The organism is Demequina maris, assembly GCF_000971155.1.
Lineage (GTDB): Bacteria > Actinomycetota > Actinomycetes > Actinomycetales > Demequinaceae > Demequina > Demequina maris.
In genome coordinates this window covers 38355-62986 of sequence record NZ_BBLX01000011.1, presented here as the reverse complement: position 1 = coordinate 62986, position 24632 = coordinate 38355, and the positions used below count along the sequence as shown (strand labels likewise).

Here is a 24632-nt window from a genome sequence, read left to right as displayed (position 1 = left end):
GCAAGGGAGAGCGCGATGACCACGCACGCAGAAGTCCGAACGAAAGCCCTGTCCGACCGCGCCACGGCGACCACGATCGGCATCCTCTACCTCGTCGGCACGGCGGGCGGGGCCGCCAGCCTGGTCGCCACGGGCGGCGGCCTCGAGGGCCCCGACTACCTTGCCGGCGCGGATGAGCTCGGCAGCGGGCTCGCCGCCGGCGCCCTGCTCGTGCTGCTGATGGGCCTGTCGCTCGCCTCCATCCCGATCGTCGCGTTCCCGGTGCTGCGCCGGGTCAGCGAGCGCCTCGCAGTGGGCTTCGTGGTCTTCCGCGGCGCCCTGGAGGGCACGTGGTACGTCGTCACGGCGATGACCTGGCTCACCCTGTTCCGCCTCGCGGGGGACGATGCGGTCGCGGGCGAGAACGGCACCGTCCTGTTCACGGCCGGGGAGACGGGCGGCATCCTGCAGAGCCTCGTCTTCGTGACCGGCGCCACGATGTTCTACGTGATCCTGCTCCGCGGGCGGCTGGTCCCGGCGTGGCTGACGTGGTGGGGCCTCGTCGCCATCGTCCCCTACGCCGTCGTCGCGGTCCTCGGGCTGCTCGACGTGCTCGACGTCCTGTCGAGCACCGCCGCGGGACTCCAGGCGCCGCTCGCGCTGCAGGAGATCGTGCTCGCGCTGTGGCTGATCGTGCGCGGGTTCTCGCGCCCGCCACAGACGGCGTGAGGCCGCCGGGCGTACCCGGCCGCCGCATCGTCCCCGCGTACACCGAAGGGCCCGGCCCGCGGCGCGTACCGCCGTGGACCGGGCCCCGTGCTCGGGCGAGCAGGGGCGTCAGCCGGTGACGCCCACGATCTCGTTGGTCGCGACGCCGACCTCGACCGACTTCCAGACCTCGCCGCCGACGTAGTCGACGATGTGGACGGTACCGGTGGCCGGCTCGGTCACGTACGCCATGCCGGCGAGCACGGTGAGGGCCGGGTGGGCGGTCTGCCACTCCTCGGGCGCCTCCCACGCGCCGACGACGTCGATCGAGCGCAGCACGTCGCCGGTCTCCTCGTCGATGACGCGCAGCGCGCCGTCGGTGCCGAGCACCAGCACCTCGCCGTCCGCGCCGCGGGCCAGGCCGCGCCACGTGTACTCGGCCTCATCGCCGGCGAACGGGTCGACGACCTCGATGGTCTCGGCCTCGGGGTCGATCAGGACGATCTCGGTGAGGTTGATGCCGCCCTCGGGGTCCGTCTTGCGGTCGCCCAGGACGATGTCGTTGCCGTCGACGGAGTGGAGGTTGCCGGTGCGGGCGTAGTCCAGGCCCGCGTCGAGCTTGTGGACGTGGTCGCCGTGGAACACCAGGGCGCCGTCCTCGCAGCCGACCATGAACAGCTCGTCGCCGTCGGACGTGGTGAAGGCGGTCTCGCCGTGGACGCCGGGGCACTGCTCGCTCGAGGCGAGCACGTCGCCGACCTCGTCGAGGAGCATCGCGCCGGTGCGGCCGTCCTCGTCGCCGATGGTGACGAGCAGCTCGCCGCCGTCGCTCGCGACCGCGACGCCGTGGTGGGCGTCGGCCGTGGTGTACTCGCGGACGAGGTCGAGGTGGCCCTCGTCGACCATGTGCTCCCACTCGTCGGCCTCGACGACGGTGACCTGGCCGGTGCCGTCGTCGAAGAACGCGGCGAGGCCGTCGTGGACGACCAGGTGGCCGGGCGTCTCCGCCTCGATCACGAGATCCTTCAGCGCCGGGGTGGTCGTGAAGTAGTGCGCGTGGTCGCCGTGCGCCTGGCTCCACGTGCCGGCGTCGAGGATCTGGAAGCCGCCGGTGGTCGAGACGCCCACGTGGCGGCCGTCGCCCGCGACGTTGAGGCGGTTGAAGCCGGCGAGCGCGATGTCGGCCTCGGTCTCGAGCGTGTTCGCGTCGAGCACCAGGATGCCGCCGTCGTAGGTGACGACGATGCGCGGGGTCTGGGCCGCCATCTCGGTCGAGGCGGCGGTGGACTCCTCGTGGTCGTGGTCGTCGTGCGCGTCGACCTCGACCGCGTCGGCCGAGGTGACGGCCTCCGTGTCGTCGGTAGCGCAGGCGGCGAGGCTGAGGACGAGGGCGGAGGCACCGGCGAGGGTGGCGGCGCGCTTCGCGAGGGGCGAGATGGACATCGTGTACCGAGGCCCCGAGGGGCCGACCTTTCGTTCTTTTCATCTGATCGGTTCGCGCCCGGCCGGGCGTCTGGCGTCACCTTAGACGATAACGAGAACGATTATCAAACTCGGAAAGGCGATGAGGGGCGATCGCGACCCGTCCGCGGGCCGCTAGGCTCCGAACGACGGGCCGAGGAGGCCATCCATGGATCTAGCCGACGCCGCATACGCCCTGCTTCTGGGCGCGGTCGCCGCCTTCAACCCCTGTGGGTTCGCGCTGCTGCCCGCATACCTGACGGTCATCGTGACCGGCAGCGCGGGCAGTGCGGGAGGTTCCGGGGGCGACGGTGCGTCGGTGCCGCGCGCGGTCGCGCTGCGGCGGGCGCTGGGCTTCGCCGCCGCGATGAGTCTGGGCTTCGTCGCGGTCTTCACGGCGCTCGGCCTGCTGTTCGGGGGAGTGAGCCTGGGGCTCCAGGCGACGGTGCTGCCGTACGTGTCGTACGTGACCGTGGTGCTCGGCGTGCTGGTGGCCATCCTCGGCGTCGTGATGGTGCGGCACGGCGAGCTGCGCGGGCCGGGGCTCGGCGCGCTGTCGCGCGCGTCCCACGCACCCGGCCGCACCTTCGCGTCCCAGCTGGCCTACGGCGCATCGTTCGCGGTCGCGTCGCTGAGCTGCACGATCGGCCTGTTCCTGGTCGTCGTGACGCAGGCGCTCGCCGCGTCCGGCCCGGTAGCGACCCTCGCGCCGTTCGTGGCCTACGCGATCGGCATGGGCGCCTCGGTGGTGCTCGTGTCCCTGGCCGCCGCGCTCGCCGGCACGGGTCTCGCGGCCGCGGTGCGCCGCCGCACCCCGCAGCTCATGCGCGCCGGCGGCGTGCTCATGGTGCTGGCCGGCGTGTACGTCACCGTGTTCGGGCTCGCGGAGATCCTGCCGCGCTTCGGCATCCACGCGCTCGACGGCGTCCTGCTCGCGACCGCGCGGTGGCAGTCGAGCATCTCGCTCGCGATCCAGTCATGGGGGACGCCGGTGCTCGTCGGGCTGGTGCTGGCGGCCGCCGTCGCGTCGGCCTGGGTGGTCATCGCGGCCCGCCGGGCGGAGCGCGTCGAAGCCTGACGGACGACGCCGGAGCCCCGGCTCGCCGTCGCATCGTCCGTCCAGGCCTATCAGGCCCGGCGCATCGTCCGTCCATCGGCCCCCGCGCATGGGAACGCCCGGCACCGCAGGCGCGGCGCCGGGCGTCACGGCGGGGTCAGGCCGCGGCGATCTTCTCCGCGTACTCGACCAGGTCGTCGGCGGTGGTGCCGGCGCCGAGCGTGTAGGCGTCGCCCGAGTCGTCGACCACCACGATCGTGGCCTGCGTCGAGACGTCGAAGCCGCGCCAGATGGTGCCGTCGAGGTCGGCCACGTGCGTGAACGTCTCCGTGCCGGTCATCTCGACGAACTCCTGCATGAACGACTGGTCGCCGGAGAGCCCCGCGATGCCGACGATCTCGACCCCGGCGGGCAGCCGGTCCGCCGCGTCGAGCAGCACGGGTGCCTCCGCGACGCAGGTGGGGCACCAGGGCGCCCAGAACCACAGGATAACGTCGGTGTCGTCGATGGTCAGGCCGTCGAAGGTGGCGTCGCCCATCACGGTCGGCGCGGTGAAGGCGAACGCGTTGTCGACCTCGGGCTCGGGCGACTGCGTCGTGAGCGTCACGTGAGGCTCCGGCGTCTCCATCGCGTCCATCGCCTCCGCGGTCGCGCCGCTCGTGGCGGCCTCGTCCGCGGCGGTCGATCCGCCCTCGGCCTCCCCGGCGGCGCAGCCCGCCAGGGCCAGCACCCCGATCGTCGCCCCCACCATCGTCGCTCGTCGCATCTGCCCATCCTCCCTCTCGTCCGGACCGTCGGCGCAAGGCGTTCGGAGCGTTCGAGGGGACGGATGGGTGACGCGGGAGCTACAGGTCGCGAGCCATGTCGGTGAAGTGGGCATAGTCCTTGCGGAAGGCGACCTCGATGGTGTCGGTCGGACCCGCGCGGTGCTTCGCGACGATGAAGTCCGCCTCGCCGGGACGGTTCTCCCGGTCGTAGACGTCCTCGCGGTGGAGCAGGATCACGATGTCGGCGTCCTGCTCGATCGCGCCGGACTCACGCATGTCCGACAGCATCGGCTTCTTGTCGCCGCGCTGCTCGGAGCCACGGTTCAGCTGCGAGATCGCGATGACCGGCGCCTCGACCTCCTTCGCGAGGAGCTTGAGCGCACGCGAGAACTCCGACACCTCCTGCTGACGCGACTCGACCTTGCGGCCGGACGTCATGAGCTGGAGGTAGTCGACCACGATGAGCTTGAGGTCGTGCTGCTGCTTGAGGCGGCGGCACTTCGCGCGGATCTCCATCAGCGACATGTTGGGGCTGTCGTCGATGAACAGCGGCGCCTTCGCGACGGACGCGGCCGTCTGCGCGAGCCGCTCCCAGTCGCTGGGCCCCATGGGTCCCTTGGTGAGGCTCGACAGCTTGACGCTCGCCTCCGCCGAGAGCATGCGCTTCGTGATCTCCTCACGGCTCATCTCGAGGGAGAAGATCACTGCGGTCTTGTTGTTCCTGATCGCGCACGAGCGGGCGATGTCGAGTCCCAGCGTCGACTTTCCGACCGCGGGACGGGCCGCGATGACGACCATCTGGCCCGGCTGGAGGCCGCCGGTGAGGTCGTCGAGGTCGCGGAAGCCCGTGGGCACGCCGAGCATCGTGCCGTCGCGGTTCGAGGCGGCGTCGACCTCCTCGAGCGTGCGCTCCATGATCTCGCCGATGGCGAGGTAGTCCTCGGAGTTGCGGCGCTCGGTGACCGCGAAGATCTCGGACGACGCGGCGTCGACGATCTGGTCGACCTCCGCGCCCTCGCCGTCGTAGCCGAGGTTCGCGATGCGCGTGCCGGCCTCGACCAGCTTGCGGAGGATGGCCTGCTCGCGGACGATGCGGGCGTAGTAGCCCGCGGACGCCGCCGACGGCACCATCGCGATCAGCGTGTGGAGGTACTCGGCGCCGCCGATGCGGGACAGCTCGCCCTGGCGCTGGAGCTCCGCGCTGACGGTGAGCGCGTCGACCGGGTCGCCCGCGTTGTAGAGCTTCACCGCGACGTCGAAAACGGTCTCGTGCGCCGGCTTGTAGAAGTCGTCGCCACGGACGGCCTCGATGACGTCCGCCATCGCGTCCTTCGAGAGCATCATGGAGCCCAGGACGCTCTGCTCGGCCTCGAGGTTCTGCGGGGGCAGACGGTCGAAGCTGTTGCGGGGTCCCGGATCCGAGCCGTATGCGGCCTCGAGCTCGTCGACGGACATGTAGCGCCTCTCCCTCCGGTCCCACCCAGTGTCGCGCCGACCTCAGACAGCCGGCTCAGACACGCGAATGTAGGGCCAGGCCGCGAGGCCGACAAATCGGCGCGAAGCCGTCCCGTGGATGAGCCGTGGACAACCTGGGGACAACCGTGGATGACCGGCGTCGACCCGTGGACAACCATGCGTGGCGAATGTGGACAAGGGTGTGGATGACTCGCGAGATTTCCACGTTGTGGGCGACATACCTGCCGATTTGAACGGGGCTTTGCTGTGGACAACTTTCGGCCGGAAGTCCCCGGCGTGTCGTGTCCCGGCGTGTCGCGCCGCTCCGTGCCGGAATGTCCGGGCGTGTCCGTTACGCGGCGGCGGGGCGGCGGTCGCGGCGGGCCACGACCCCGATGTCGGAGTGTTCTCGATGTGGTCCGACATGCGGGTCGGGACTAGCACGGCTGACGGATCGTCTCCGGATCGGTCCGCCATCGGGGTCGGAGATGCGACGAGGCCCGGGCCTCCCGAAGGGGAGACCCGGGCCTCGTGCGACCTGCCGGAGCAGGGTTACTTGGCGGCGACCACCTTGACGGTGACGTTCGCGGCCACGTCCTGGTGAAGGGAGACCTGCACCTGGTACTCGCCGAGCGCCTTAATGGGCTGGGCGACGTGGATGCGACGCTTGTCGACCGTGGCGCGGGCGCCGATCGCGTTCGCGATGTCGGCGGGCGACACGGCGCCGAAGAGACGACCGGACTCGCCGGCCTTCACCTCGACGACGACGGGGGCCGACTGCAGCGCGTCGCGCGCAGCCTGGGCACCCTCGATGGTCGCGATCTCCTTGGCGCGGCGCGCCTTGCGGAGACCCTCGATCTGCTTCTCGGCGCCGGCCGACCACGGGGTGGCGAGCTTGCGCGGAACCAGGTAGTTGCGGGCGTAACCGTCCTTGACGTCGACGACGTCGCCGGCGATGCCGAGGCCGGAGACCTCGTGGGTCAGGATGACCTTAGCCATGTGGATTCCCCCCGATCAGCGGCCGGAGCCGGAGTAGGGGAGGAGCGCCATCTCGCGCGCGACCTTGATCGCACGCGCGATCTCGCGCTGCTCCTGGACGGTGACACCGGTGACGCGGCGCGAACGGATCTTGCCGCGGTCGGAGATGAACTTGCGAAGCAGCGCGGTGTCCTTGTAGTCGATCCGCTCGACCTTGGCGGCCTTGAGCGGGTTGACCTTCTTGCGCGGCTTGCGGATGTCGTGCTTAGCCATGTTGAAGACTCCTGAGTGAAAAGTACCGATCAGAACGGCGGCTCGTCCGACGCCGGGGCGGTCGCCCACGGGTCGTTCGAGGAGCCGCCGGCCGGCGAGCTGCTGTAGCCACCGCCGGAGTTGCCGCCGCCGAAGCCGCCGCCACCACCGCCACCGCTGAAGCCGCCACCCTGGCCACCGCGCTGCGTGCGCGTGACCTTGGCGGTGGCGTAGCGGAGCGAGGGGCCGACCTCGTCGACCTGCATCTCCATGACGGAGCGCTTCTCGCCGTTCGCCTCCCACGAGCGGGACACGAGACGGCCGGTGACGATCACGCGCATGCCCTTGGTGAGGGACTCTGCGACGTTCTCGGCGGCCTCACGCCAGAGGGAGCAACGCATGAACAGGGTCTCGCCGTCCTTCCACTCGTTCGACTGACGGTCGAACGTGCGGGGGGTGGACGCCACCGTGAAGTTGACGACGGCCGCGCCGGAGGAGATGAAGCGAAGCTCCGGGTCTCCGGTGAGGTTGCCGACCACGGTGATCTGGGTGTCGCCTGCCATGTGTGTTCCCCTTGGTTTCGTGTATTCGCTGGTGAGAGTCGGGAGAGGCCCGGACCCTTAGTGGGCGTCCGGGCGGAGCAGCTTGGTGCGGAGGATGGTCTCGTTGAGACCCAGCTGGCGCTCCAGCTCCTTCGCGGTAGCGGACTCCGACGTGAAGTTCACGACGGCGTAGATGCCGTCGTTCTTCTTCTTGATCGGGTAGGCCAGGCGGCGACGGCCCCACACGTCGAGCTTGTCGACGGTGCCGGAGTCGCCGGTGATGACCTGAAGGTACTTGTCGAGCGACGGGGTGACCGTGCGCTCGTCGATCTCAGGGTCGAGGATGATCATCATCTCGTACTGACGCATCTATACCCACCTCCTCTGGACTCATGCGGCCACGGACGTTCCGTGGCAGGAGGGTGATGCAGTCGCGGACGTCCTCACCAGGTGGTCAGGGCTATCCGCGACATCACAGGATACCGTCCGCCAGGGACGATGCGCCAGTAGCAGGTCCCGGGGGTGGGGAGGGACGATGCGCGGGTCACCCGCGCGCGGCCCTGGACCGCGGCCCGGGGCGGGCCGGGCGAGGCGCCCTAGACTGGACCGGGCGAACCGGGAGGTATGTGTGGAGCAGGTGCTGGTCGTGGGCCTCGGCGGCGACATCGGGACGTACGCGTTCCAGCGGGCCGCGCACGAGCGGTTCGGCTGGGAGTCGATCGTGCTCGGGCCGCGGGTCACCACCTTCGGCCGCCACTCGACGCTCGCGCGCTGGATCGTCGAGCCCGACGTCTTCACCCCGGAGACGCTGCTGCGCCGCCTCGACGAGATCGCGGCCGCCCACCCGGACCACCAGCTCGTGCTCTTCACGAACCTCGACTTCCACGTGCGCCTGCTCGCCGAGCACCGCGACCGCCTGGACCCGCGCTGGCGCCTGCCGCTGCCGGACCTCGCGATGTTCGACGCGGTGTCGTCGAAGGTCGCGTTCGCCGAGGCGTGCGACGCGGTCGGGATCCGGACGCCGCTCACCATCGCGGTCGGCTTCACCCCCGAGGCGCTCGCCGCGGGCGCGGTCGCGCCGGCCGAGGCGATGGAGCGTCTACGCGGGTCGGGGCTCGACTACCCCGTGATCGGCAAGCCCGCCGACAGCGCCGACTGGTTCGAGGTGGACTTCCCGGGCAAGCAGAAGATCGACCACTTCACGTCCGAGGAGCAGATCGAGACCGTCCTCGGCCACCTCGCGGAGCGCGCGTACCCGAGCGAGTTCCTGCTGCAGGAGTTCGTGCCCGGCGACGAGACCTGCATGCGCTCGCTCACCGCGTACCGCGACTCGGACGGCTCCGTCACGCTGGTCGCCGGCGGCCAGGTGCTGCTCGAGGAGCACACCCCGGGCACGCTCGGCATCCCCGCCGCGATCCTCACGCACGTCGACCAGGAGGCCTTCGACGCCGCGGCCCGCCTGCTCGACCACGCCGGCTACTTCGGCTTCGCGAACTTCGACTACAAGGTGTCGAGCCGCACCGGGGAGAACGTCTTCTTCGAGGTCAACCCGCGCATCGGCCGCAACAACTTCTACGTCACCGCGGCCGGCGTCAACGTCGCCGAGATGGTGGCACGCGACCTGCTGCCCGGCCACGTGGACGGCGACGCGCCCGCCGCGCCCCAGGTGCCGCAGGACCAGGTGCTGTACTCGGTGGTGCCGTACCGCTTCCTGCTGCGCTACCTGCTGGACCCGGCGCTCAAGGCGAAGGTGAAGGCCGCGAAGCGCCGCCACGGCGTCCAGCACCCGCTGCGCTACCGGGGCGACGCGAGCCTCAAGCGCCGGCTATGGGTGCGGGCGCTCGACGTGCGCCTGGTGCAGAAGTACCGCCAGCACTACCCGCGGCCCACCGAGAGCGGGTTCTAGCCACGGCGCACGCGCCACGGTGATCATCGGGTGCGGAGGCGAGCCCGAGAAGTCGCACCAGGCGATCAACCGGGGCACGACGGACGAGCGCCGCGACCCCGCCGATAGGCTCGTGGCCATGACGATCCCCACGCCCCTCCGCGTCGAGGAGGTCTCCGACGAGCGGTTCCTCGAGCTCGCCCGCGGCGCCGACCACCCGGTCCCCATCGAGCAGGCCCCCGCGTGGGACGCCTACGACGCGGCCGTGCCCGGCCGCGAGCACCTGGTGCGCCTCGCCGTCCTGGGCGGGGACGATGCGCCGGTGGCCGTGGTCTCGCTGTCCCGCTACGAGGTGCGCGGCTTCCCGTACGTGTGGGCCAAGCACGGGCCCGTCCCGCTCGTGGAGCGCACCGCGGAGCACGAGAAGGCGATCCGGGACGCGCTCACGTCGGACATCAAGGAGCGCTTCCCGTGGGCGGTGTTCCTGCGGATGCACGCCCGCCACGCGGCGCCCGAGCTGCAGGAGCTCCTGCAGACCGTCACGTTCGACCACACGGTGTACATCGACCTGACGCCCGAGCCCGACGCGATCATGGCGACGTTCTCCAAGCGCGGCCGCTACAAGATCCGCAGAACCCTCAAGGACGAGGCGATGACGGTGACCGAGGAGACCGGCCTCAGCGCCGAGGCCTTCGGGGAGCTCTACGACATCTACCGCGAGACCGCCGAGGGCGCCGGCTTCGGGATCTTCCCCGCCGAGATGTACCTCACGATGCTCGAGGCGCTCGCGCCGCATGCCCGCGTCTGGGTCGCGCGCCGCCACGACACCGGCCCCGACGGCGACCTCGCGCCCGGCCGGGCCGTCGCCTGGGTCATCGCGGTGGTCCACGAGGACGGCGGCACCGACTACTACGCGGGCAACAACCTTGAGGCCCGCGACACCAACGCCGCGCTGCGCATCAAGTGGGAGATCCTCATGACGCTCAAGGAGGAGGGCGTGCGGGAGTACGACCTCTTCGGCGTGGGCTCGGACCGCGCCCCGCAGCTCATGGGCGTGCGGGAGTTCAAGCAGCAGTTCGGCGAGATCGTCGAGTGCGACGGCGCGTGGGACGTGCCGCTCAAGCCGCTGCGCTACCGCGCGCTGGTCACGGCGCTGCGGCTGAAGCGAGCCGTACGGGGCTGACACGCCGGCGTCGCACCGCCAGCACGACCACCGCGACCGCCGCCAGCACGGCCGCGCGGCACCCGGCCGCGAGCGCATCGTGCTCCGCTCGCCAGGCCCGCAGCGTGGCCCGCGCGGCCAGGCCGAGCGCGACCCCGACGGCCGCGAGTGCCACCGCCGTCAGCGCCGGGGTCGTGACCACGAACCACAGCGACGCGAGGGGCGCGTAGGGCGCGTAGGCGATCGGGCCGAGCGCGACCAGCGCGAGCGCGGCCGCCCACCAGGGCAGCGCGCGCCGCGAGCCCGCGACAGTCCCGAGCGCGAGGGCGGCCAGCGTCACGACAGCGGAGAGCGCCCCGACGCTCACCCGCCCGCGTTCCCGTTGCCGTTGCCCAGTCCGGCGCCGGGCAGCGGCGTCGCGGTGGGCTCCGGGGTGGGCTCAGCGGTCGCCGTCGGCGTGGGCTCCGGGGTGGGCGTGGTGACCGGCTCGGACGTCTCCGTCGGCTTGGGAGTGCTCGTCTTGGTCGGCTTGGGCTTGCTCGTCTCGGACGGCTCCGGCGACGGCGACGCGGTGGCCGTCGGCGACGGGCTCGAGTTCACGGCCTTGCCGACGTCCGCGCGCGGCGGGAAGTCCACCACGTCCATGCGGTCGAGGATCGGTCCCATCATGGACACCCAGATGTCGGTGGGCACGGTCGCGCCGGTGATCTCGGAGTAGCCGCCGAACGGGGTGATCGACTCGACCGAGCCGTCCTCGCCCACCTGGTACATCGACACGATGCCGACGATCTGCGGCGTGAAGCCCGCGAACCAGGCCGAGTTGTTGTCGTTCGAGGTACCGGTCTTGCCCGCGATCGGGCGCCCGAGGGCGCTCGCCTTGACGGCGGACCCGCGCTCGACCACCTGCTGCATCGCGTACGTGGTGTCCGCGATGACGTCCTTGGAGAACACGCGGTCCGCCTCGGTCTCGTGCTTGAAGGCGATCTCGCCGTCGGGGCCGACGATCTTCTGCACCATGTACGTGGGCTTCCGCAGGCCGCCGTCCGCGATGGTCGAGTACGCCTGCGCCATCTGCATCGCGGTGGGCGAGGCCGTGCCGAGCACGTTCGCGGCGTTCGCGTCGAGGCCCACCGTGTCCTCGGGCAGGCCCGCCTCGATCGCGGTCTCCATGGTCACGTCGGGGCCGACGGCCTCGTTGAGCTGCACGTAGTACGTGTTCACCGAGTTCGCGGTGGCCTCGACCATGTCGATCCAGCCGAAGTTCACGCCGGCGTAGTTGCGCACGGGGTTCTCGAAGCCCGGCAGGGTCATCGAGTCGTTGGACAGGTACTCGGTCTCGAGCGAGAAGCCGGTGGACAGGCCCGCGATCATCGCGAAGGGCTTGAACGTCGAGCCCGCCTGCGCGATGTCCTGCGTGACCGCGTTGCGCTGGATCTCGAGGTAGTCGGGACCGCCGTACATGCCGGTGACGGCGCCGGTCGCGGCGTCCACCGTGGTCGCCGCGACCTTGAGGTTGTCGGCGTGGTCCTTGGGCATCTGCTTGACGGCCTTGACGACGTTGGCCTGGTCCTTCTTCTTGAAGGTTGTGACCACCTGGTAGCCGCCCATCTCGAGCTCCTCCTGCGTGAGGTCGAGCGTGGCGATGGCCTCGTCGAGCGCCGCCCGGATGAGGTAGCCGTTGGTGCCGCCGAACGTGTCGGAGGTCGCGTACTCCACGGTCTCGGGGAGCTCCTGGGCGTCGCGCTCGGCCTGCGACAGGAACTCCGCCTCGACCATGCCGTCGAGCACGTAGTTCCAGCGCCGCTCGGCGTCCGACGGGCTGACCCGCGGGTCCCACGCGCTCGGCGCGGGGATGACGCCCGCGATCAGCGCGGCCTCGGACACCGTGAGCTCCTCGGCGGGCTTGCCGAAGTACGCCTGCGCGGCCGCCTCGATGCCGTACGCGCCGCGGCCGAGGTAGATGGTGTTCATGTAGTTGCAGAGGACCTCGTCCTTGGTCTGCTCCGAGTCGACCTTGAGCGCGAGCAGCGCCTCCTTGATCTTGCCCGGGATGTCCGTGGTGGTCTCGCCCACGTAGTAGCGCTCGACGTACTGCTGCGTGATGGTCGAGCCGCCCTGGGTCTTGCCCAGGACGATGGTGTTGTACAGCGCGCGGGCCGTGGCGGTGAAGTCGATGCCGGCGTTCGTGTAGAAGCTGCGGTCCTCCGCGGCGACGATCGCGTGCGGCACGTGGTCGGGCAGCGCCGAGCAGTCGATGATCTCGCGGTCGACCTCGCCCACCTTGGCCATCTCCTGCTTGCCGCCGGCCCAGTACACGGTCGAGGACTGCGCGAGCGCGACGTCGGACGCCGCGGGCACCTCGAGCCGCGAGTAGATGACCATGAGGCCGATCGCCCCGACGGCGACAGCCACCAGGAACGCGATCAGCGCGGTGATGCCGGTGATCTTGAGGATCCTCTTCCAGCGCGGCTGGTCGCCCTTGCCCTTGCCGTCCTTGCCCTTCGTGCCCTTGCCGCCGCCGTTCCCGCCGTTCCCGCCGCCCGTCGGCGCGGGGGACGATGCGGCGGTCGGCTGCACGCCCGTGCTCGCCCACGCTGCGCCGCCGTTCTGCGCGGTCCGGGTGCTGCGCCGGGTGGGCGCCTGGCCGGAGCGCGAGGGCTGGGCGGGGGTCGACGAGGTGCCGCGTGTGGAGACGCGCTGAGGGCTGCTGGGGCGTTCGGTCACGTGACCACCTTACGGATCGCTGGTTGGACGGCTGCGGACGCGGGCCGCGCCCGGGGGGCGTCGCCGCGACTGCGATCGCCGCATCGTCCAACGCGCGAACGTCGGCCGATGTCCCCGCGGCGCGGCGGATTCGCGCATCGGTGCGTCCTACTGTACGGTCTGCGATGTATCGGTGCGATACAACTGGTCGTGATATCGGCCCGCTGGTGCGGGCCCCGAGGAGAGAGGAGCCGCGCGTGGCCAAGACCGACGTCCTGACGCTCGCGATCCTCGGCATCCTCCAGGACCAGCCGCTGCACGGCTACCAGATCCGCAAGCGTCTGGGTGCCGAGCTGGGCCCGTTCCGGGCCCTCAGCTACGGGTCGCTGTACCCGTGCCTGCGCCGCATGGTCGAGGCGGACCTCATCGTGGCCACGGGCGAGGAGCCCGCGGTCGCGTCGCCCGCATCGTCCCGCCGCGCGCGCATCGCGTACAGCCTCACCGACGCGGGTCGCGCCCGCCTGGCGGAGGAGCTGGCCAGCGCCGGCGCGTCGTCGTGGGACGACGACGCGTTCGACGTGCGCTTCTCTCTCTTCGCCCACACCGACGCCGCCACGCGGCTGCGGATCCTCGAGGGGCGGCGCAGCCGCCTCTCCGAGCGGCTCGAGGAGGTCGCCGAGGGGCTCAAGCGGATGCATGAGCGCCACGACGCCTACACGGCCGAGCTCCAGCGCCACGGCCTCGAGCAGGTCGAGCGCGAGGTCGAGTGGCTCGACCGGCTCATCGAGAATGAACGATCCGCCCCCGGCGGTGACAACCCAGGCCCCACCCCCACGGGCCACTAGTCAAGGAGACAACAACCATGGCCAAGCTTCGTGCCGCCATCGTCGGCGTCGGCAACTGCGCCACGTCGCTCATCCAGGGTGTGGAGTTCTACAAGAACGCCAAGGCCGAGGAGACCGTGCCGGGCCTCATGCACGTGCAGTTCGGCGAGTACCACGTCTCGGACATCGAGTTCGTGGCCGCGTTCGACGTCGACTCGCTCAAGGTGGGCAAGGAGCTCGTCGAGGCGACCCAGTCGTCCGAGAACAACACCATCAAGATCTGCGACGTCCCCAAGACCGACGTCCAGGTCCAGCGCGGCGTGACGCTCGACGGCCTCGGCAAGTACTACCGCCAGACCATCGTCGAGTCCGACGAGACCCCCGTCGACGTGGTCCAGATCCTCAAGGACCGCGAGGTCGACGTCCTCGTCTGCTACCTCCCCGTGGGCTCGGAGCAGGCCGCGAAGTTCTACGCGCAGTGCGCGATCGACGCTGGTGTCGCGTTCGTCAACGCCCTCCCCGTGTTCATCGCGTCCGACCCGGAGTGGGCCGCGAAGTTCCAGGAGGCCGGCGTGCCGATCGTCGGCGACGACATCAAGTCGCAGGTCGGCGCGACCATCACCCACCGCGTGATGGCGAAGCTGTTCGAGGACCGCGGCGTGCGCCTCGACCGCACGTACCAGCTCAACGTCGGCGGCAACATGGACTTCAAGAACATGCTCGAGCGCGAGCGTCTCGAGTCCAAGAAGATCTCGAAGACCCAGGCCGTGACGTCGAACCTCACCGGCCCGCTCTCCGGCATCAAGGACGGCCGCGACGTGCACATCGGCCCGTCGGACTACGTGGCGTGGCTCGACGACCGCAAGTGGGCGTACGTCCGCCTCGAGGGCTCGGCCTTCGGCGAGGTCCCCCTCAACCTCGAGTACAAGCTCGAGGTCTGGGACTCCCCGAACTCGGCCGGCATCATCATCGACGCCATGCGCGCGGCGAAGATCGCCAAGGACCGCGGCATCGGCGGCCCGATCCTCTCGGCCTCGACCTACTTCATGAAGTCGCCGCCGGTCCAGATGGAGGACACGAAGGGCCGCGCCCAGCTCGAGTCGTTCATCGTCGGCGAGGTCGACCGCTGAACCGTCTCGACTGAGACCCGCTGAGGCACAAGGAAGCCCGGGCCCCCGCTGAGGGGGGCCCGGGCTTCCGGCGTTCTCGGCCGCGACGGGTCAGGCGCGCGCGGCGTCCCTGGTCAGCGCGTCGAGGATCGTGCCGATGGGCTCGGGGCCCGTCACGATCTCCCACTGGTGACCGGCGGTCCGGGGCCGGGAGATGCACGAGGCGATGGTCTGGGCGACGTCGACCCGCGGGATCGAGTACGGCTGGACCTTGTCGCCGATCGTGATGCACCCGGTGCCGGGGCCGTCGGTCAGGGCCCCGGGCCGGAGGATCGTCCACTGCAGCCCGGAGTGCCGCAGCGCGACGTCCGCCTCGCGCTTGGCGTACACGTACGCGGTCCACACGTCGCCGCGCTCGGGATCCGGATCCGTGTCCACGCCCATCGCGGAGACCTGCACGAAGCGCTTGATCCCGCGCAGCTTGGCGCCGGCCTGCGCCTTGAGGGAGCCCTCGAGGTCCACGGTGCGCTTGCGGGACGCGTTCCCGTCCGGGCCGCCGCCCGCGGCGAAGACCACCGCGTCGCAGCCGCCGAACGCGGTCGCGAAGTCGTGCTCCTCGGCGGCCTCGATGTCGAGGTGGCGAGCGATCGCCCCGAGGTCCGACAGGGCGCCGAGCTGTTCCTCCCGTCGCGCGAGCGCGATCACCTCGTGATCGCGGTGCAGGAGGATGGGGATGAGCCGACGGGCCACCTTGCCGGCCCCGCCCACGATCGCCACGCGTGCCGGGATGCTCATACGTCCAGCCTGGCCCGAGGCCTGCACCCCTGCAACCGGAGGCCCGCGACCTGCGCGCGCGATGGCCGGATCAGGCCTTGGGGTCCGGCCCGTACTTGTTGGGACCCTCGTTGCCCGGGATGCACGCCACGATGAAGGTGAGCAGCGGGAGGAACCAGCCGACGATCGACACGGCGCCCGGCCAGCCGATGTCCTGGTAGCGGCGGAACTGGATCGCGATGCCCGGCACGAGGAGCACCAGGCCGTAGAAGGACAGGGCGATCACCAGCACCCAGCCGAGGGTCGTGTAGGTGCCCGCGTCGGCGTCGCGGCCGACGGTCAGGGCGAGCGCGGAGACCACGCCGAAGATCACCACGTTGACGAGGACGAAGCCCCAGTACTCGCGGCGTCGCGAGCGCCCGGCGAAGTCCGTGTACCTGCGGAACGCAGTCACGAAGCCGTCCATGGTGGCCCTCCCCCTGCTAGCGGATGCTCCCACGGTAGCCACGTCGCGCGCGGCGCGCGCGGCGTGGCCGCGGAGGTCAGGCCTTGGGGTCGGGCCCGTACTGGTTGGGGCCGTCGTTGCCGGGGATGAAGGCGACGATGAGCGTGAGGAGGCTGACGAACCAGCCGATGATCGACACGGCACCCGGCCAGCCGATGTCCTGGTAGCGGCGCCACTGCAGCGCGATCGACGGGATGAGCATCGCGAGCGCGTAGATGCCGAGCACCACGAGGACGACGATCGAGAAGCCGCTCGGCTCCATCGTCTCGTAGTCGTAGCCCGAGACCAGCAGCAGGATGCTGAGGAGGATCGAGATGAGCACGTTGACGAGCACGAAGCCCCAGTACTCGCTCCGGCGCGACCGCCCGCTGAACTCCGCGTAGCGCCGCAGCGCCGTCATGTAACCGCCCATGTCCGCTCCCCTTCTCGTTGCGCCGGCGCTCGCCGGCGCGCCCACCCTAGCGGGACATGACAGCGTTGTCGCTGGTGCGCGCCGAGATCGGATCAGGCGGGTGCGGGCACGCCGCGCACGATGCGGGGGTCCGGTCCGAAGCGGTTGGCGCCGCGCTGGCCCTCGACCACGGCGAGCGCGAGGAGCACGATGCCGAGGCCCAGCGCGAGCAGGCCGAGCCACCAGGCGCCCATGCCGACGTCGTGCAGCCGACGCGAGGTCACGGCGAGCAGCGGCACCCCGATCACGAGCGTGTAGAGCAGGAGCACGCCGACGGCGCCGGTGAGCGGCCCCCACGACACCGAGTCGGGGTTGATCGCGGGGTCCTCGGTGGGACGGGCCGCGCCCTCGAAGGCGGCGAGCCACAGCGCGGAGGCGACCACCACGGTCACGACCCACGCGAGCGAGCCGAAGAGCTGGAACCACCAGAACTCGCTGCGGCTCGCGCGGCCGCGGAACGTCGCGTAGCGGCGGAAGCACGTCGCGACGGACTCGCCGAAGCCCATGCGGCCTCCCCTCTTCCTCCGTCACTCTACTGATGCCTCCCCCGGCATCCGGACCTCTACGCTGGGCACGTGACCCTGGCCAGCGACCTCGCACGGCTCTGGCGGGCCCGTGGCTTCCGCCGGCTCACGCTCTCGCGCCTGCTCTCGCAGGGCGGCGACGGGATGTTCCAGGTGGGCATCGCCACCGCGTTCTTCTTCGACCCGACCCAGGCGGCCACGCCCGCGGAGATCGCCATCGGCTTCGCGGTGCTCCTCACACCGTTCACCCTGGTGGGCCCGTTCGTCGGCCCGCTCATCGACCGCTGGCCGCGTCAGCGGATCCTCCTGGTCGGCAACCTGGTCCGGGTGGGGCTCGCCGGTGTCATCCTGGGCGTGCTCGCTCTCGACGGGCCGCTCTGGTCGCTCTACGCGCTCGCGCTGCTCACGCTCTCCGTCAACCGCTTCCTGCTCGCGGCCATGTCCGCCGGCCTCGCGAACGTGGTGCCGCCGCACGAGCTGCTCGCCGCGAACGCGATCATGCCGACCCTCGGCACCATCGCCGCGGCCGCCGGCGCCGCGATCGGCGGCGTCGTGACGTTCGTCGCGCCCACCGCGTCCGACGCCTCGCTCGCCTTCGCCGCGCTGGTGTCGGCCGCCGTCGCGTTCGCCGCATCGTCCTGGGCGGCGACCCTGCTCGGGCGCGACGAGCTCGGCCCCGAGAACCCCCTCGAGTCGTTGCGGCTCGGCGCGCAGGTGCGGGCGCTCGGCACCGAGCTCGCGTCCGGCGTCGCATACCTGTGGCGGCGCGTCACGCCGTTCCAGGCGCTGTCCGTGATGGCGGCGCAGCGGCTCCTCTACGGGATCATGTTCGTCGCGTCGATCCTGATGTCGCGGCACCTGCTCGGCGATCCGGACCACCCGGAGGAGTCGCTGGGCAGCTTCAGCCTGGTGCTCGGCTTCGCCGCGGTCGGATTCGGCCTCGCGGCGGTGGTCACGCCGTGGCTCGGGCCGAAGGTCGGGCGCCACCGCTGGATCGTCGGCTGCCTGGTGCTCGGCGCGGGCGGGCAGCTGCTGCTGGCCGCCTCGTCCGCCCGCTGGGCCCTGCTGAGCGCCGCGGTGATCATCAGCCTCGCGGTGCAGGGCGGCAAGATCGCGGTCGACACGATCGTGCAGCGCGACACCGCCGACGAGTACCGCGGGCGCGCCTTCACGCTCTACGACATGGCCTACAACGTCGCGTTCGTGTCGAGCGCGGCGGTCGCCGCGACGGTGCTGCCGACGACCGGCTACTCCCCGTGGGTGATGGCCGGGGTCGCCGCGGCGTACCTGCTGGTCGCGCTCGTCTACGCGCGGGCGCCCCGCGTGCCGGCACCGGTCGGGTGAGCCCGACGCCGCATCGTCCCTAGCGGATGGGGCCGCGCAGGGCCGCGAGGCCGCCGCTGCCCAGGTGCTCCTGGCCGATGAGGTGGTCGAAGACGATGTTCGTCTCGGTCGACGCGACGGCGGGGTCCATGCTCAGCTCGCTCGCGACGAAGTCGCGCAGCTGCGCGGTCGAGGTGCACGCGACGTGGATGAGGAAGTCGATGGTGCCGCCCACGAAGAACACCGAGAGCACGTTGGGCAGCTGGATGACCTTCGCGGCGTAGCTCTTGATCTGCGGGCGCGCCTGCGCGCGGAGGCGGACGGAGACGATGCCCTGGACCTCGAGGCCGAGCGCCGCGTAGTCGACCTCGATGTGGCTCGAGCGGATCACGCCGGCCTCGCGCAGCGCCTTGACGCGGCCGTGCGTGGTCGACGGGGCGACGTGGAGCCGGGCGGCGAGCGCAGCGTTGGGGATGCGCGCGTCCCGCATGAGCTCCCACAGGATGCGCTCGTCGAGCTCGTCGAGCCGAAGACCCTTCGGGCCGGGGCCGCCTCGGAGACTCTGCTCCATCGATCCTTCTCCCTTTTCCTCGAAATCGGCGTCTGCATTCACGATTGCTTGCCTGAACCGAAGTTCCTCCAAGAATTGTAGGGGTCGGGCGAAGAAGGTACGAGGTGCCCGGCCAGGAGCGGCGCCCCGGCGCCAGGGAGAGGAGCAGAGATGCGCATCGGCATCCCCGCAGAGGTCAAGGACAACGAGCGCCGCGTGGGCGCGACCCCCGCCGGCGTGCGCGAGCTCGTCACCGCGGGCCACTCGGTCGTGGTGCAGGCCGGCGCCGGCCTGGGATCCGCCTTCGCCGACGAGGACTACGTGCTCGCGGGTGCGTCCCTCGGGACCGTCGACGAGGCCTGGGCCGCCGAGATGGTGATCAAGGTCAAGGAGCCGATCGCCTCGGAGTACGGCTTCCTCCGTCCCGGGCTGCTGCTCTTCACCTACCTCCACCTGGCCGCCGACGAGCCCCTTACGCGCGCGCTGGTCGAGTCCGGCACCACCGCGATCGCGTACGAGACCGTCGCGCTCGAGGACGGCGCGCTGCCGCTGCTCGCCCCGATGAGCGAGGTCGCGGGCCGCATGGCGACGATGGTGGGCGCCTTCGCGCTTCAGTCGAGCCAGGGCGGCCGCGGCGTGCTGCTCGGCGGCGTGCCCGGCGTGCGTCCGGCCAAGGTGACGGTGCTCGGCGCCGGCATGTCCGGTCAGAACGCGATCGCGCAGGCGGTCGGGATGGGCGCGGACGTCACCGTGCTCGACCTGTCGGTGCCGCGCCTGCGCCAGCTGGACGCGCTCTACGCCGGTCGCGTCAAGACCGTCGTCTCCTCCGCGTACGAGGTCGAGAACGCGTGTCTCGAGGCCGACCTGGTCATCGGCGCCGTGCTCGTCGCGGGTGCCAAGGCCCCCAAGCTCGTGTCGCACGACCTGGTCGCGCGGATGAAGGCCGGCTCGGTGCTGGTCGACATCGCGATCGACCAGGGCGGCTGCTTCGAGGACTCGCACGCGACCACGCACGCCGAGCCCACCTACACGGTCGAGGGGTCGACCTTCTACTGCGTGGCGAACATGCCGGGCGCCGTGGGCAACACCTCGACGCTCGCGCTCACCAACGCGACCCTCCCGTACGCGGTGCGCCTCGCGAACGACGGCTGGGAGGTCGCCACCGCCAAGGACCCGGCGCTCGCCCGCGGTCTCGCGACGGTCGACGGCCGCATCGTCCACGGCCCGGTCGCGGAGATCTTCCCGCACCTGGCCGCGAAGGTCCCCGCCTGACCCAGGTGCCAACAGGCCCGGCGCCGAGGCTCGAGCCGCCGCGACGCGGGTCCCCGTCCCGACGGGGGTCCGCGTCGTCGCGTCGGGCAGGGCGGCCATGGTCGCTCTCACGCATGTCAGCGAGAGTTGAAATGCGGCGTCTCGCGCGCGGCCGGCCCCGTGCGACGGGCGGTCCGAAGCGGAGCTGTTTCAGCCTGAGCTGACACACGCGCGAGGGTCCACGGCCACGCACGCCCATCCGCACGCCCATCCGCGGGCGCGGCCATGGACGCAGGCACGGACCCGGACCCGACCCGCTCAGCCCTCGCGGGACTCCCACCAGGCCTTCAGCTCCGCCTCCGCGCGCTCCTCGCCCAGCGGCCCGTGCTCCATGCGCAGCTCGAGCAGGTGCTTGTAGGCCGCGCCCACCTCGCGCCCCGGCGTGAGCCCCAGGATCGCCATGATCTGGGTGCCGTCGAGGTCGGGACGGATCGCGTCGACCTCCTCCTGCTCGCGCAGCTCGGCGATCCTCGCCTCGAGGTCGTCGTACGCGAAGGACAGGCGGTCGGCCTTGCGGCGGTTGCGCGTGGTGACGTCCGCACGGGTCAGACGATGCAGCCGCTCCAGCTCGGCGCCGGCGTCGACGACGTAGCGACGCACCGCGGAGTCGGACCAGCGCGCGTCGGCGTAGCCGTGGAAGCGCAGGTGCAGGAACACGAGGTGCTCGACCGCCTTGATGGTGTCCTTGTCGAAGCGCAGCGCCTTGAGCCTCTTCGCCGCCATCTTCGCGCCCACCACCTCGTGGTGGTGGAACGAGACCCCGCCGCCGGGCTCGAGGCGACGCGTGGGCGGCTTGCCGATGTCATGCAGCAGCGACGCGAGGCGCAGCACCAGGTCGGGCCCGGGCACGGCGCCGTCGGCACCGGTCTCGAGGTCGATCGCCTGCTCGACGACGGTGAGGGTGTGGTCGTAGACGTCCTTGTGGTGGTGGTGCTCGTCCACCTCGAGCTTGAGCGCCGGCAGCTCCGGCAGCACCCGGTCCGCCAGGCCCGAGTCGACCAGCGCGGCGAGGCCCTCGCGCACGTGCGTGCCGAGCAGCAGCTTCACGAGCTCGTCGCGGACGCGCTCGGCGGACACGATCCCGATGCGTTCGGCCATGGCGGCCATGGCCGCGAACGTCCCGGGCTCGATCTCGAAGCCCAGCTGCGAGGCGAAGCGCGCGGCCCGCATCATGCGCAGCGGGTCGTCGCCGAACGACACCTCCGGGTCGATGGGCGTGCGCAGCAGCCCGCCGGCGAGATCCGTGAGGCCGTCGAACGGGTCCACGAACTCCATCGACGGCAGCCGCACCGCCATCGCGTTGACGGTGAAGTCGCGCCGCGCGAGGTCGCCGTGCAGCGAGGAGCCGAAGGCCACGACCGGCTTGCGCGTCTCGCCGTCGTACTCGTCCGCCCGGTAGGTGGTGATCTCGACCACCAGGTCGCCGCGGCGCCCGCCGATCGTGCCGAACTCGCGCCCCATGTCCCACGTCGCGCGCGTCCATCCCTTGAGCAGCCGCTCGATCTCGTCGGGACGCGCATCGGTCGCGAAGTCGAGGTCCGCGCTCGAGCGCCCGAGGAACGCGTCCCGCACGGGTCCGCCGACGAGCGCGAGCTCGTGCCCGGCCGCCTCGAAGGCGGCGGCGAGCTGCGCGATCTCCGGCGGCAGCGCCGCCCACAGTCCGGCGGCGCGGCGGCGCAGCACGTCGAGCGAGGGGGGTGCGGAAGGGCGGCTGGTCACCCGACAAGTGTCCCAGACGGGGCCGCGGCTCCCCCCGCGCAGGCCGCCTCCCGCCGGGCATGGCTCCCGGCGGGCCCCCGTCGGGTCGTTAGAGTTGGGCCATGCCCACGCCGCCCGTCCCGCGCCCCGGCCCCGTGCCGATGCCTCCGCAGGGAGCGGCGCTGAGGCGGCGCGAGAGCGTCGCGCACCGCGCGCCGCACCTGCCGGTGAGCAACGAGACCTCCGCTGGCGGCATTGCCGTGCGCGTCGAGGACGGCATCGCCTACGCCGCGTGCATCGGCCGCCGCAACCGGGCCGGCCGCCTCGAGTGGTGCCTGCCCAAGGGCCACATCGAGGAGGGCGAGACCCCCGAGATCGCCGCGGTCCGCGAGGTCGCCGAGGAGACCGGCATCGACGCGGACATCATCCAGCCGCTCGGGATCATCGACTACTGGTTCACCGGCGACGACCGACGCGTCCACAAGGTGGTGCACCACTACCTCCTCGAGGCCAAGGGCGGCATCATCACCACGGAGAACGACCCCGACCACGAGGCCGAGGTGGCCCGCTGGATCGCCGTCGCGGAGCTCTCGCGCGAGCTCGCCTACCCGAACGAGCGGAAGATGGCCCAGGCCGCGGCACGCCTGCTCGCCATCGCCCCGTGAGCGGCGGCACGATGCGCGGGTCCCGACGGCACGTGGCGCTGCGTCGCGCTCTGGCCGGCACCGCCGTGCTCGTCGCGACCGCCGCGCTCGCGCCCGCCGCCGCGATCGACGTGGTGCCGACGGGCGCCTCGACGCTCGCCGTCGGCACCATCGAGTCCGCGCCGACCCCCATGCTCCGTCCCGGCCAGTCGATGACCACCGTCGTCACCGTCGAGAACGACGAGATGGTCCCCCTCGACGACGCCCGCGTCCTGCTGCGCGTCACGCGCGAGCCGCTCGAGGACCGCGAGTCCCTGGTGGCGTACCTCGACGGCGAGGACGCGTCCATGGTCACCGTGGGCTCCGCGGACGTCGGCACGTCGACCGTCACGTCGACCGACGGCGGCCAGCCGACCCCGGTCACCCGGCTCGGCTCGGGCGCGTCCACCACGGTCTCGGTCACGTCGCAGGACAAGCGCCTGCCCTTCATCGAGGACACGTGGGCCGTCCACGGCGTCGAGGTGCTGCTGCGCACGGATACCGGCGACTCCACGATCCTCACGGGCGCGGTCACCTACGTCGACGCGCCGATGCCGGAGCTCCAGCTGAGCACCGTGGCCACGGCGTCCGGGCTGAGCGCCCGCGTGCGGTCGATCGCGGCGGCGACCGACATCGACGGCGTCACCCTCGCGATCGACGAGTCCGCCCTGGCCGGCCTGGGGACCGGCACCCTCGACCTCAGCGACCGCGACGTCATGCGTCTCCCCACCCAGGACCCCGACCTGGTGTCGCTCGCCCACGCGGACAACTCGGCGCTGCTCGAGTTCGCGCTCCGCACGTCCCTCACCACCGGAGTGAGCACCGCCGACGACACCCCGTGGCTCGCCGTGGTCGACCGCGCCGACCGGTCCACCGCGCGCCTCGTCGCGCGCGAGGGGGCTGAGGCGATCCTCATGACGAGCACGCGCGGAGCGTCCGCCGCCGAGGTCACGCCGGCCGTCTCGGTCACGCGCGCCGGCGGCGAGGACATCCCTCTGCTCACCCCTGACGCGACGCTCTCCTCGTACCTCGGCGCCGGCGCGACCACGGACGCGGGCGGCGTGGGCGCCGCGATCGCGGTGGGCGCCCTCACGGCGGCCGAGTCCGCCTCCCCTGTGCTGGCGTGGACCGGCGACGAGTGGTCGCCCACCGGGACCAGCGAGGCCTCGGTGCTGTCGGCGCTCATGAATGCGCCGTTCGTCGACGCGGTCGACCTCGCCGAGCTCGTCGCCGAGCCCGCGGGCACCACCGTCGATCTGCGGTGGAAGGTCGGCGCGGCCGACGACCTGGATGCCGCCACCATCGCGGGGCTGTCGAACCAGCTCGCCGACCTCACCGACCTCAGCACCGTCGCGGACGACCCCGACGCCTTCCTCGGCGAGCACGGCACGGCGCTGCTGCCGCCCGTCGCACGATCGGTCCGGGAGGATGCGCAGACCCGCCAGCTGCGGGTGGTGCAGGCGACCGCCGACGCCGACGAGACCCTCGAGGCGCTCCACGTCGCGATCGGCTCGGACGTGAACTTCATCGCCGACAAGGGCAGCCTGCCGGTGACGGTGGTGAACGGCCTCGACGTCGACGCCACCGTCGTGGTCGACATGACGTCCTTCTCGCCCAACCTGCAGATCCGCGAGACCCCGAGGGTCACGATCCCCGCGAACTCGAGCAAGACCGTCCCGGTCGAGGTCGAGGCCGTCTCGTCCGCGGACGTCAGCGCCATCACGGTCCTGCGCAACACCGACGGCATCTCGATCGCGACGCCCGTGTCGATGAGCGTGCGCGTGCGCGCCGACTGGGGCACCGCGGTCACCGCCGTGTTCACCGCCGGCCTCGTGGTGCTGCTCGTCATGGGCGTGATCCGCACCGTGCGCCGCGGCCGCAAGGAGACGCGGACCACGCGGGTGTCCGACAAGCCGGACCCCGAGGAGTGA

The 24632-nt window shown here is 71.6% G+C and carries 25 protein-coding genes; 10 read left to right on the top strand and 15 right to left on the bottom strand.

The annotated features are described in order from the left end of the window. Nucleotides 1-15 precede the first annotated feature (15 nt). Nucleotides 16-708 (top strand): DUF4386 domain-containing protein, encoded by a 693-nt coding sequence (locus AOM02_RS11930; RefSeq protein WP_062299448.1) that lies wholly within the window; start codon nt 16-18, stop codon nt 706-708. A gap of 108 nt (nt 709-816) precedes the next feature. Here AOM02_RS11930 and AOM02_RS11925 read toward each other — a convergent pair whose 3' ends face one another. Then, nucleotides 817-2130 carry a hypothetical protein gene (locus AOM02_RS11925; protein WP_062299446.1) on the bottom strand — a complete coding sequence of 438 codons (1314 nt, stop codon included), beginning with the start codon at nt 2128-2130 and terminating at the stop codon, nt 817-819. Between the two features lie 187 nt (nt 2131-2317). Here AOM02_RS11925 and AOM02_RS11920 point away from each other — a divergent pair, with 187 nt between their 5' ends. Beyond that, nucleotides 2318-3226: a cytochrome c biogenesis CcdA family protein gene (locus tag AOM02_RS11920; RefSeq protein ID WP_062299443.1), complete on the top strand. Its 909-nt coding sequence runs from the start codon at nt 2318-2320 to the stop codon at nt 3224-3226. Nucleotides 3227-3362: 136 nt separating this feature from the next. Here AOM02_RS11920 and AOM02_RS11915 read toward each other — a convergent pair whose 3' ends face one another. The 6 genes from AOM02_RS11915 to rpsF all read right to left on the bottom strand — a co-directional run bounded on the left by AOM02_RS11915 (nt 3363) and on the right by rpsF (nt 7568). Further along, complete coding sequence (locus AOM02_RS11915) at nt 3363-3971, bottom strand: thioredoxin-like domain-containing protein (protein ID WP_169746635.1); 609 nt, start codon at nt 3969-3971, stop codon at nt 3363-3365. Nucleotides 3972-4050: 79 nt separating this feature from the next. Next, nucleotides 4051-5427: a replicative DNA helicase gene (dnaB, locus tag AOM02_RS11910; RefSeq protein WP_062299438.1), complete on the bottom strand. Its 1377-nt coding sequence runs from the start codon at nt 5425-5427 to the stop codon at nt 4051-4053. Between the two features lie 552 nt (nt 5428-5979). Then, nucleotides 5980-6426 carry a 50S ribosomal protein L9 gene (rplI, locus tag AOM02_RS11905; RefSeq protein WP_062299436.1) on the bottom strand — a complete coding sequence of 149 codons (447 nt, stop codon included), beginning with the start codon at nt 6424-6426 and terminating at the stop codon, nt 5980-5982. 15 nt (nt 6427-6441) lie between these two features. After that, a complete protein-coding gene (rpsR, locus tag AOM02_RS11900; RefSeq protein ID WP_062299433.1) occupies nt 6442-6678 on the bottom strand; it encodes a 30S ribosomal protein S18 in 237 nt (78 codons plus the stop codon). A 29-nt stretch (nt 6679-6707) separates the two neighbouring features. After that, on the bottom strand, nt 6708-7220 hold the full coding sequence (locus AOM02_RS11895) for a single-stranded DNA-binding protein (protein ID WP_062299431.1): 513 nt from the start codon (nt 7218-7220) through the stop codon (nt 6708-6710). A 57-nt stretch (nt 7221-7277) separates the two neighbouring features. Next, nucleotides 7278-7568 carry a 30S ribosomal protein S6 gene (rpsF, locus tag AOM02_RS11890; protein WP_062299428.1) on the bottom strand — a complete coding sequence of 97 codons (291 nt, stop codon included), beginning with the start codon at nt 7566-7568 and terminating at the stop codon, nt 7278-7280. Nucleotides 7569-7827: 259 nt separating this feature from the next. Between rpsF and AOM02_RS11885 the strand changes: the two genes are divergently transcribed. Both AOM02_RS11885 and AOM02_RS11880 read left to right on the top strand, forming a co-directional pair. After that, nucleotides 7828-9105: a carboxylate--amine ligase gene (locus AOM02_RS11885; protein WP_228373843.1), complete on the top strand. Its 1278-nt coding sequence runs from the start codon at nt 7828-7830 to the stop codon at nt 9103-9105. A gap of 118 nt (nt 9106-9223) precedes the next feature. Beyond that, entirely contained in the window at nt 9224-10267 is a 1044-nt protein-coding gene (locus AOM02_RS11880) for a lipid II:glycine glycyltransferase FemX (protein ID WP_156156212.1), read from the top strand. On the opposite strand, the gene AOM02_RS11875 is transcribed toward AOM02_RS11880, so the two are convergent. Together AOM02_RS11875 and AOM02_RS11870 are read right to left on the bottom strand one after the other, a co-directional pair. Continuing rightward, a complete protein-coding gene (locus AOM02_RS11875; protein ID WP_062299424.1) occupies nt 10230-10613 on the bottom strand; it encodes a hypothetical protein in 384 nt (127 codons plus the stop codon). The genes AOM02_RS11880 and AOM02_RS11875 overlap by 38 nt on opposite strands. Continuing rightward, nucleotides 10610-12970 (bottom strand): transglycosylase domain-containing protein, encoded by a 2361-nt coding sequence (locus tag AOM02_RS11870; protein ID WP_156156211.1) that lies wholly within the window; start codon nt 12968-12970, stop codon nt 10610-10612. Before AOM02_RS11870 ends, AOM02_RS11875 begins: the two co-directional genes overlap by 4 nt. A 236-nt stretch (nt 12971-13206) precedes the next feature. On the opposite strand from AOM02_RS11870, the gene AOM02_RS11865 reads away from it, so the two are divergent. After that, nucleotides 13207-13794 (top strand): PadR family transcriptional regulator, encoded by a 588-nt coding sequence (locus AOM02_RS11865; protein ID WP_062299420.1) that lies wholly within the window; start codon nt 13207-13209, stop codon nt 13792-13794. 17 nt (nt 13795-13811) lie between these two features. Beyond that, the gene (locus AOM02_RS11860; RefSeq protein WP_062299417.1) at nt 13812-14903 is read left to right on the top strand and encodes an inositol-3-phosphate synthase; all 1092 of its coding nucleotides are present in this window, start codon (nt 13812-13814) and stop codon (nt 14901-14903) included. Between the two features lie 90 nt (nt 14904-14993). Here the strand turns inward: AOM02_RS11860 and AOM02_RS11855 are convergent, their stop codons facing one another. The 4 genes from AOM02_RS11855 to AOM02_RS11840 all read right to left on the bottom strand — a co-directional run bounded on the left by AOM02_RS11855 (nt 14994) and on the right by AOM02_RS11840 (nt 17118). Continuing rightward, nucleotides 14994-15677, bottom strand: coding sequence for an SDR family oxidoreductase (locus tag AOM02_RS11855; protein WP_062299414.1), 684 nt, complete (start codon nt 15675-15677; stop codon nt 14994-14996). A gap of 70 nt (nt 15678-15747) precedes the next feature. Continuing rightward, on the bottom strand, nt 15748-16110 hold the full coding sequence (locus AOM02_RS11850; RefSeq protein WP_169746634.1) for a DUF805 domain-containing protein: 363 nt from the start codon (nt 16108-16110) through the stop codon (nt 15748-15750). 88 nt (nt 16111-16198) lie between these two features. Next, on the bottom strand, nt 16199-16573 hold the full coding sequence (locus AOM02_RS11845; RefSeq protein WP_062299409.1) for a DUF805 domain-containing protein: 375 nt from the start codon (nt 16571-16573) through the stop codon (nt 16199-16201). Between the two features lie 92 nt (nt 16574-16665). Continuing rightward, a complete protein-coding gene (locus tag AOM02_RS11840; RefSeq protein ID WP_062299407.1) occupies nt 16666-17118 on the bottom strand; it encodes a DUF805 domain-containing protein in 453 nt (150 codons plus the stop codon). 69 nt (nt 17119-17187) lie between these two features. Between AOM02_RS11840 and AOM02_RS11835 the strand changes: the two genes are divergently transcribed. Next, nucleotides 17188-18480, top strand: coding sequence for an MFS transporter (locus AOM02_RS11835; RefSeq protein WP_062299405.1), 1293 nt, complete (start codon nt 17188-17190; stop codon nt 18478-18480). Nucleotides 18481-18499: 19 nt separating this feature from the next. Here AOM02_RS11835 and AOM02_RS11830 read toward each other — a convergent pair whose 3' ends face one another. Then, the gene (locus AOM02_RS11830) at nt 18500-19030 is read right to left on the bottom strand and encodes an Lrp/AsnC family transcriptional regulator (RefSeq protein ID WP_062299402.1); all 531 of its coding nucleotides are present in this window, start codon (nt 19028-19030) and stop codon (nt 18500-18502) included. Nucleotides 19031-19180: 150 nt separating this feature from the next. Here AOM02_RS11830 and ald point away from each other — a divergent pair, with 150 nt between their 5' ends. Then, entirely contained in the window at nt 19181-20281 is a 1101-nt protein-coding gene (ald, locus tag AOM02_RS11825) for an alanine dehydrogenase (protein ID WP_062299400.1), read from the top strand. Nucleotides 20282-20578: 297 nt separating this feature from the next. On the opposite strand, the gene AOM02_RS11820 is transcribed toward ald, so the two are convergent. Further along, nucleotides 20579-22039, bottom strand: a complete 1461-nt coding sequence (locus tag AOM02_RS11820) for a CCA tRNA nucleotidyltransferase (RefSeq protein WP_062299397.1) — start codon at nt 22037-22039, stop codon at nt 20579-20581. A 101-nt stretch (nt 22040-22140) separates the two neighbouring features. Here AOM02_RS11820 and AOM02_RS11815 point away from each other — a divergent pair, with 101 nt between their 5' ends. Further along, nucleotides 22141-22683 (top strand): NUDIX hydrolase, encoded by a 543-nt coding sequence (locus AOM02_RS11815; protein ID WP_062299394.1) that lies wholly within the window; start codon nt 22141-22143, stop codon nt 22681-22683. Beyond that, a complete protein-coding gene (locus AOM02_RS11810; RefSeq protein ID WP_156156210.1) occupies nt 22680-24632 on the top strand; it encodes a DUF6049 family protein in 1953 nt (650 codons plus the stop codon). The genes AOM02_RS11815 and AOM02_RS11810 overlap by 4 nt, the downstream gene beginning before the upstream one ends.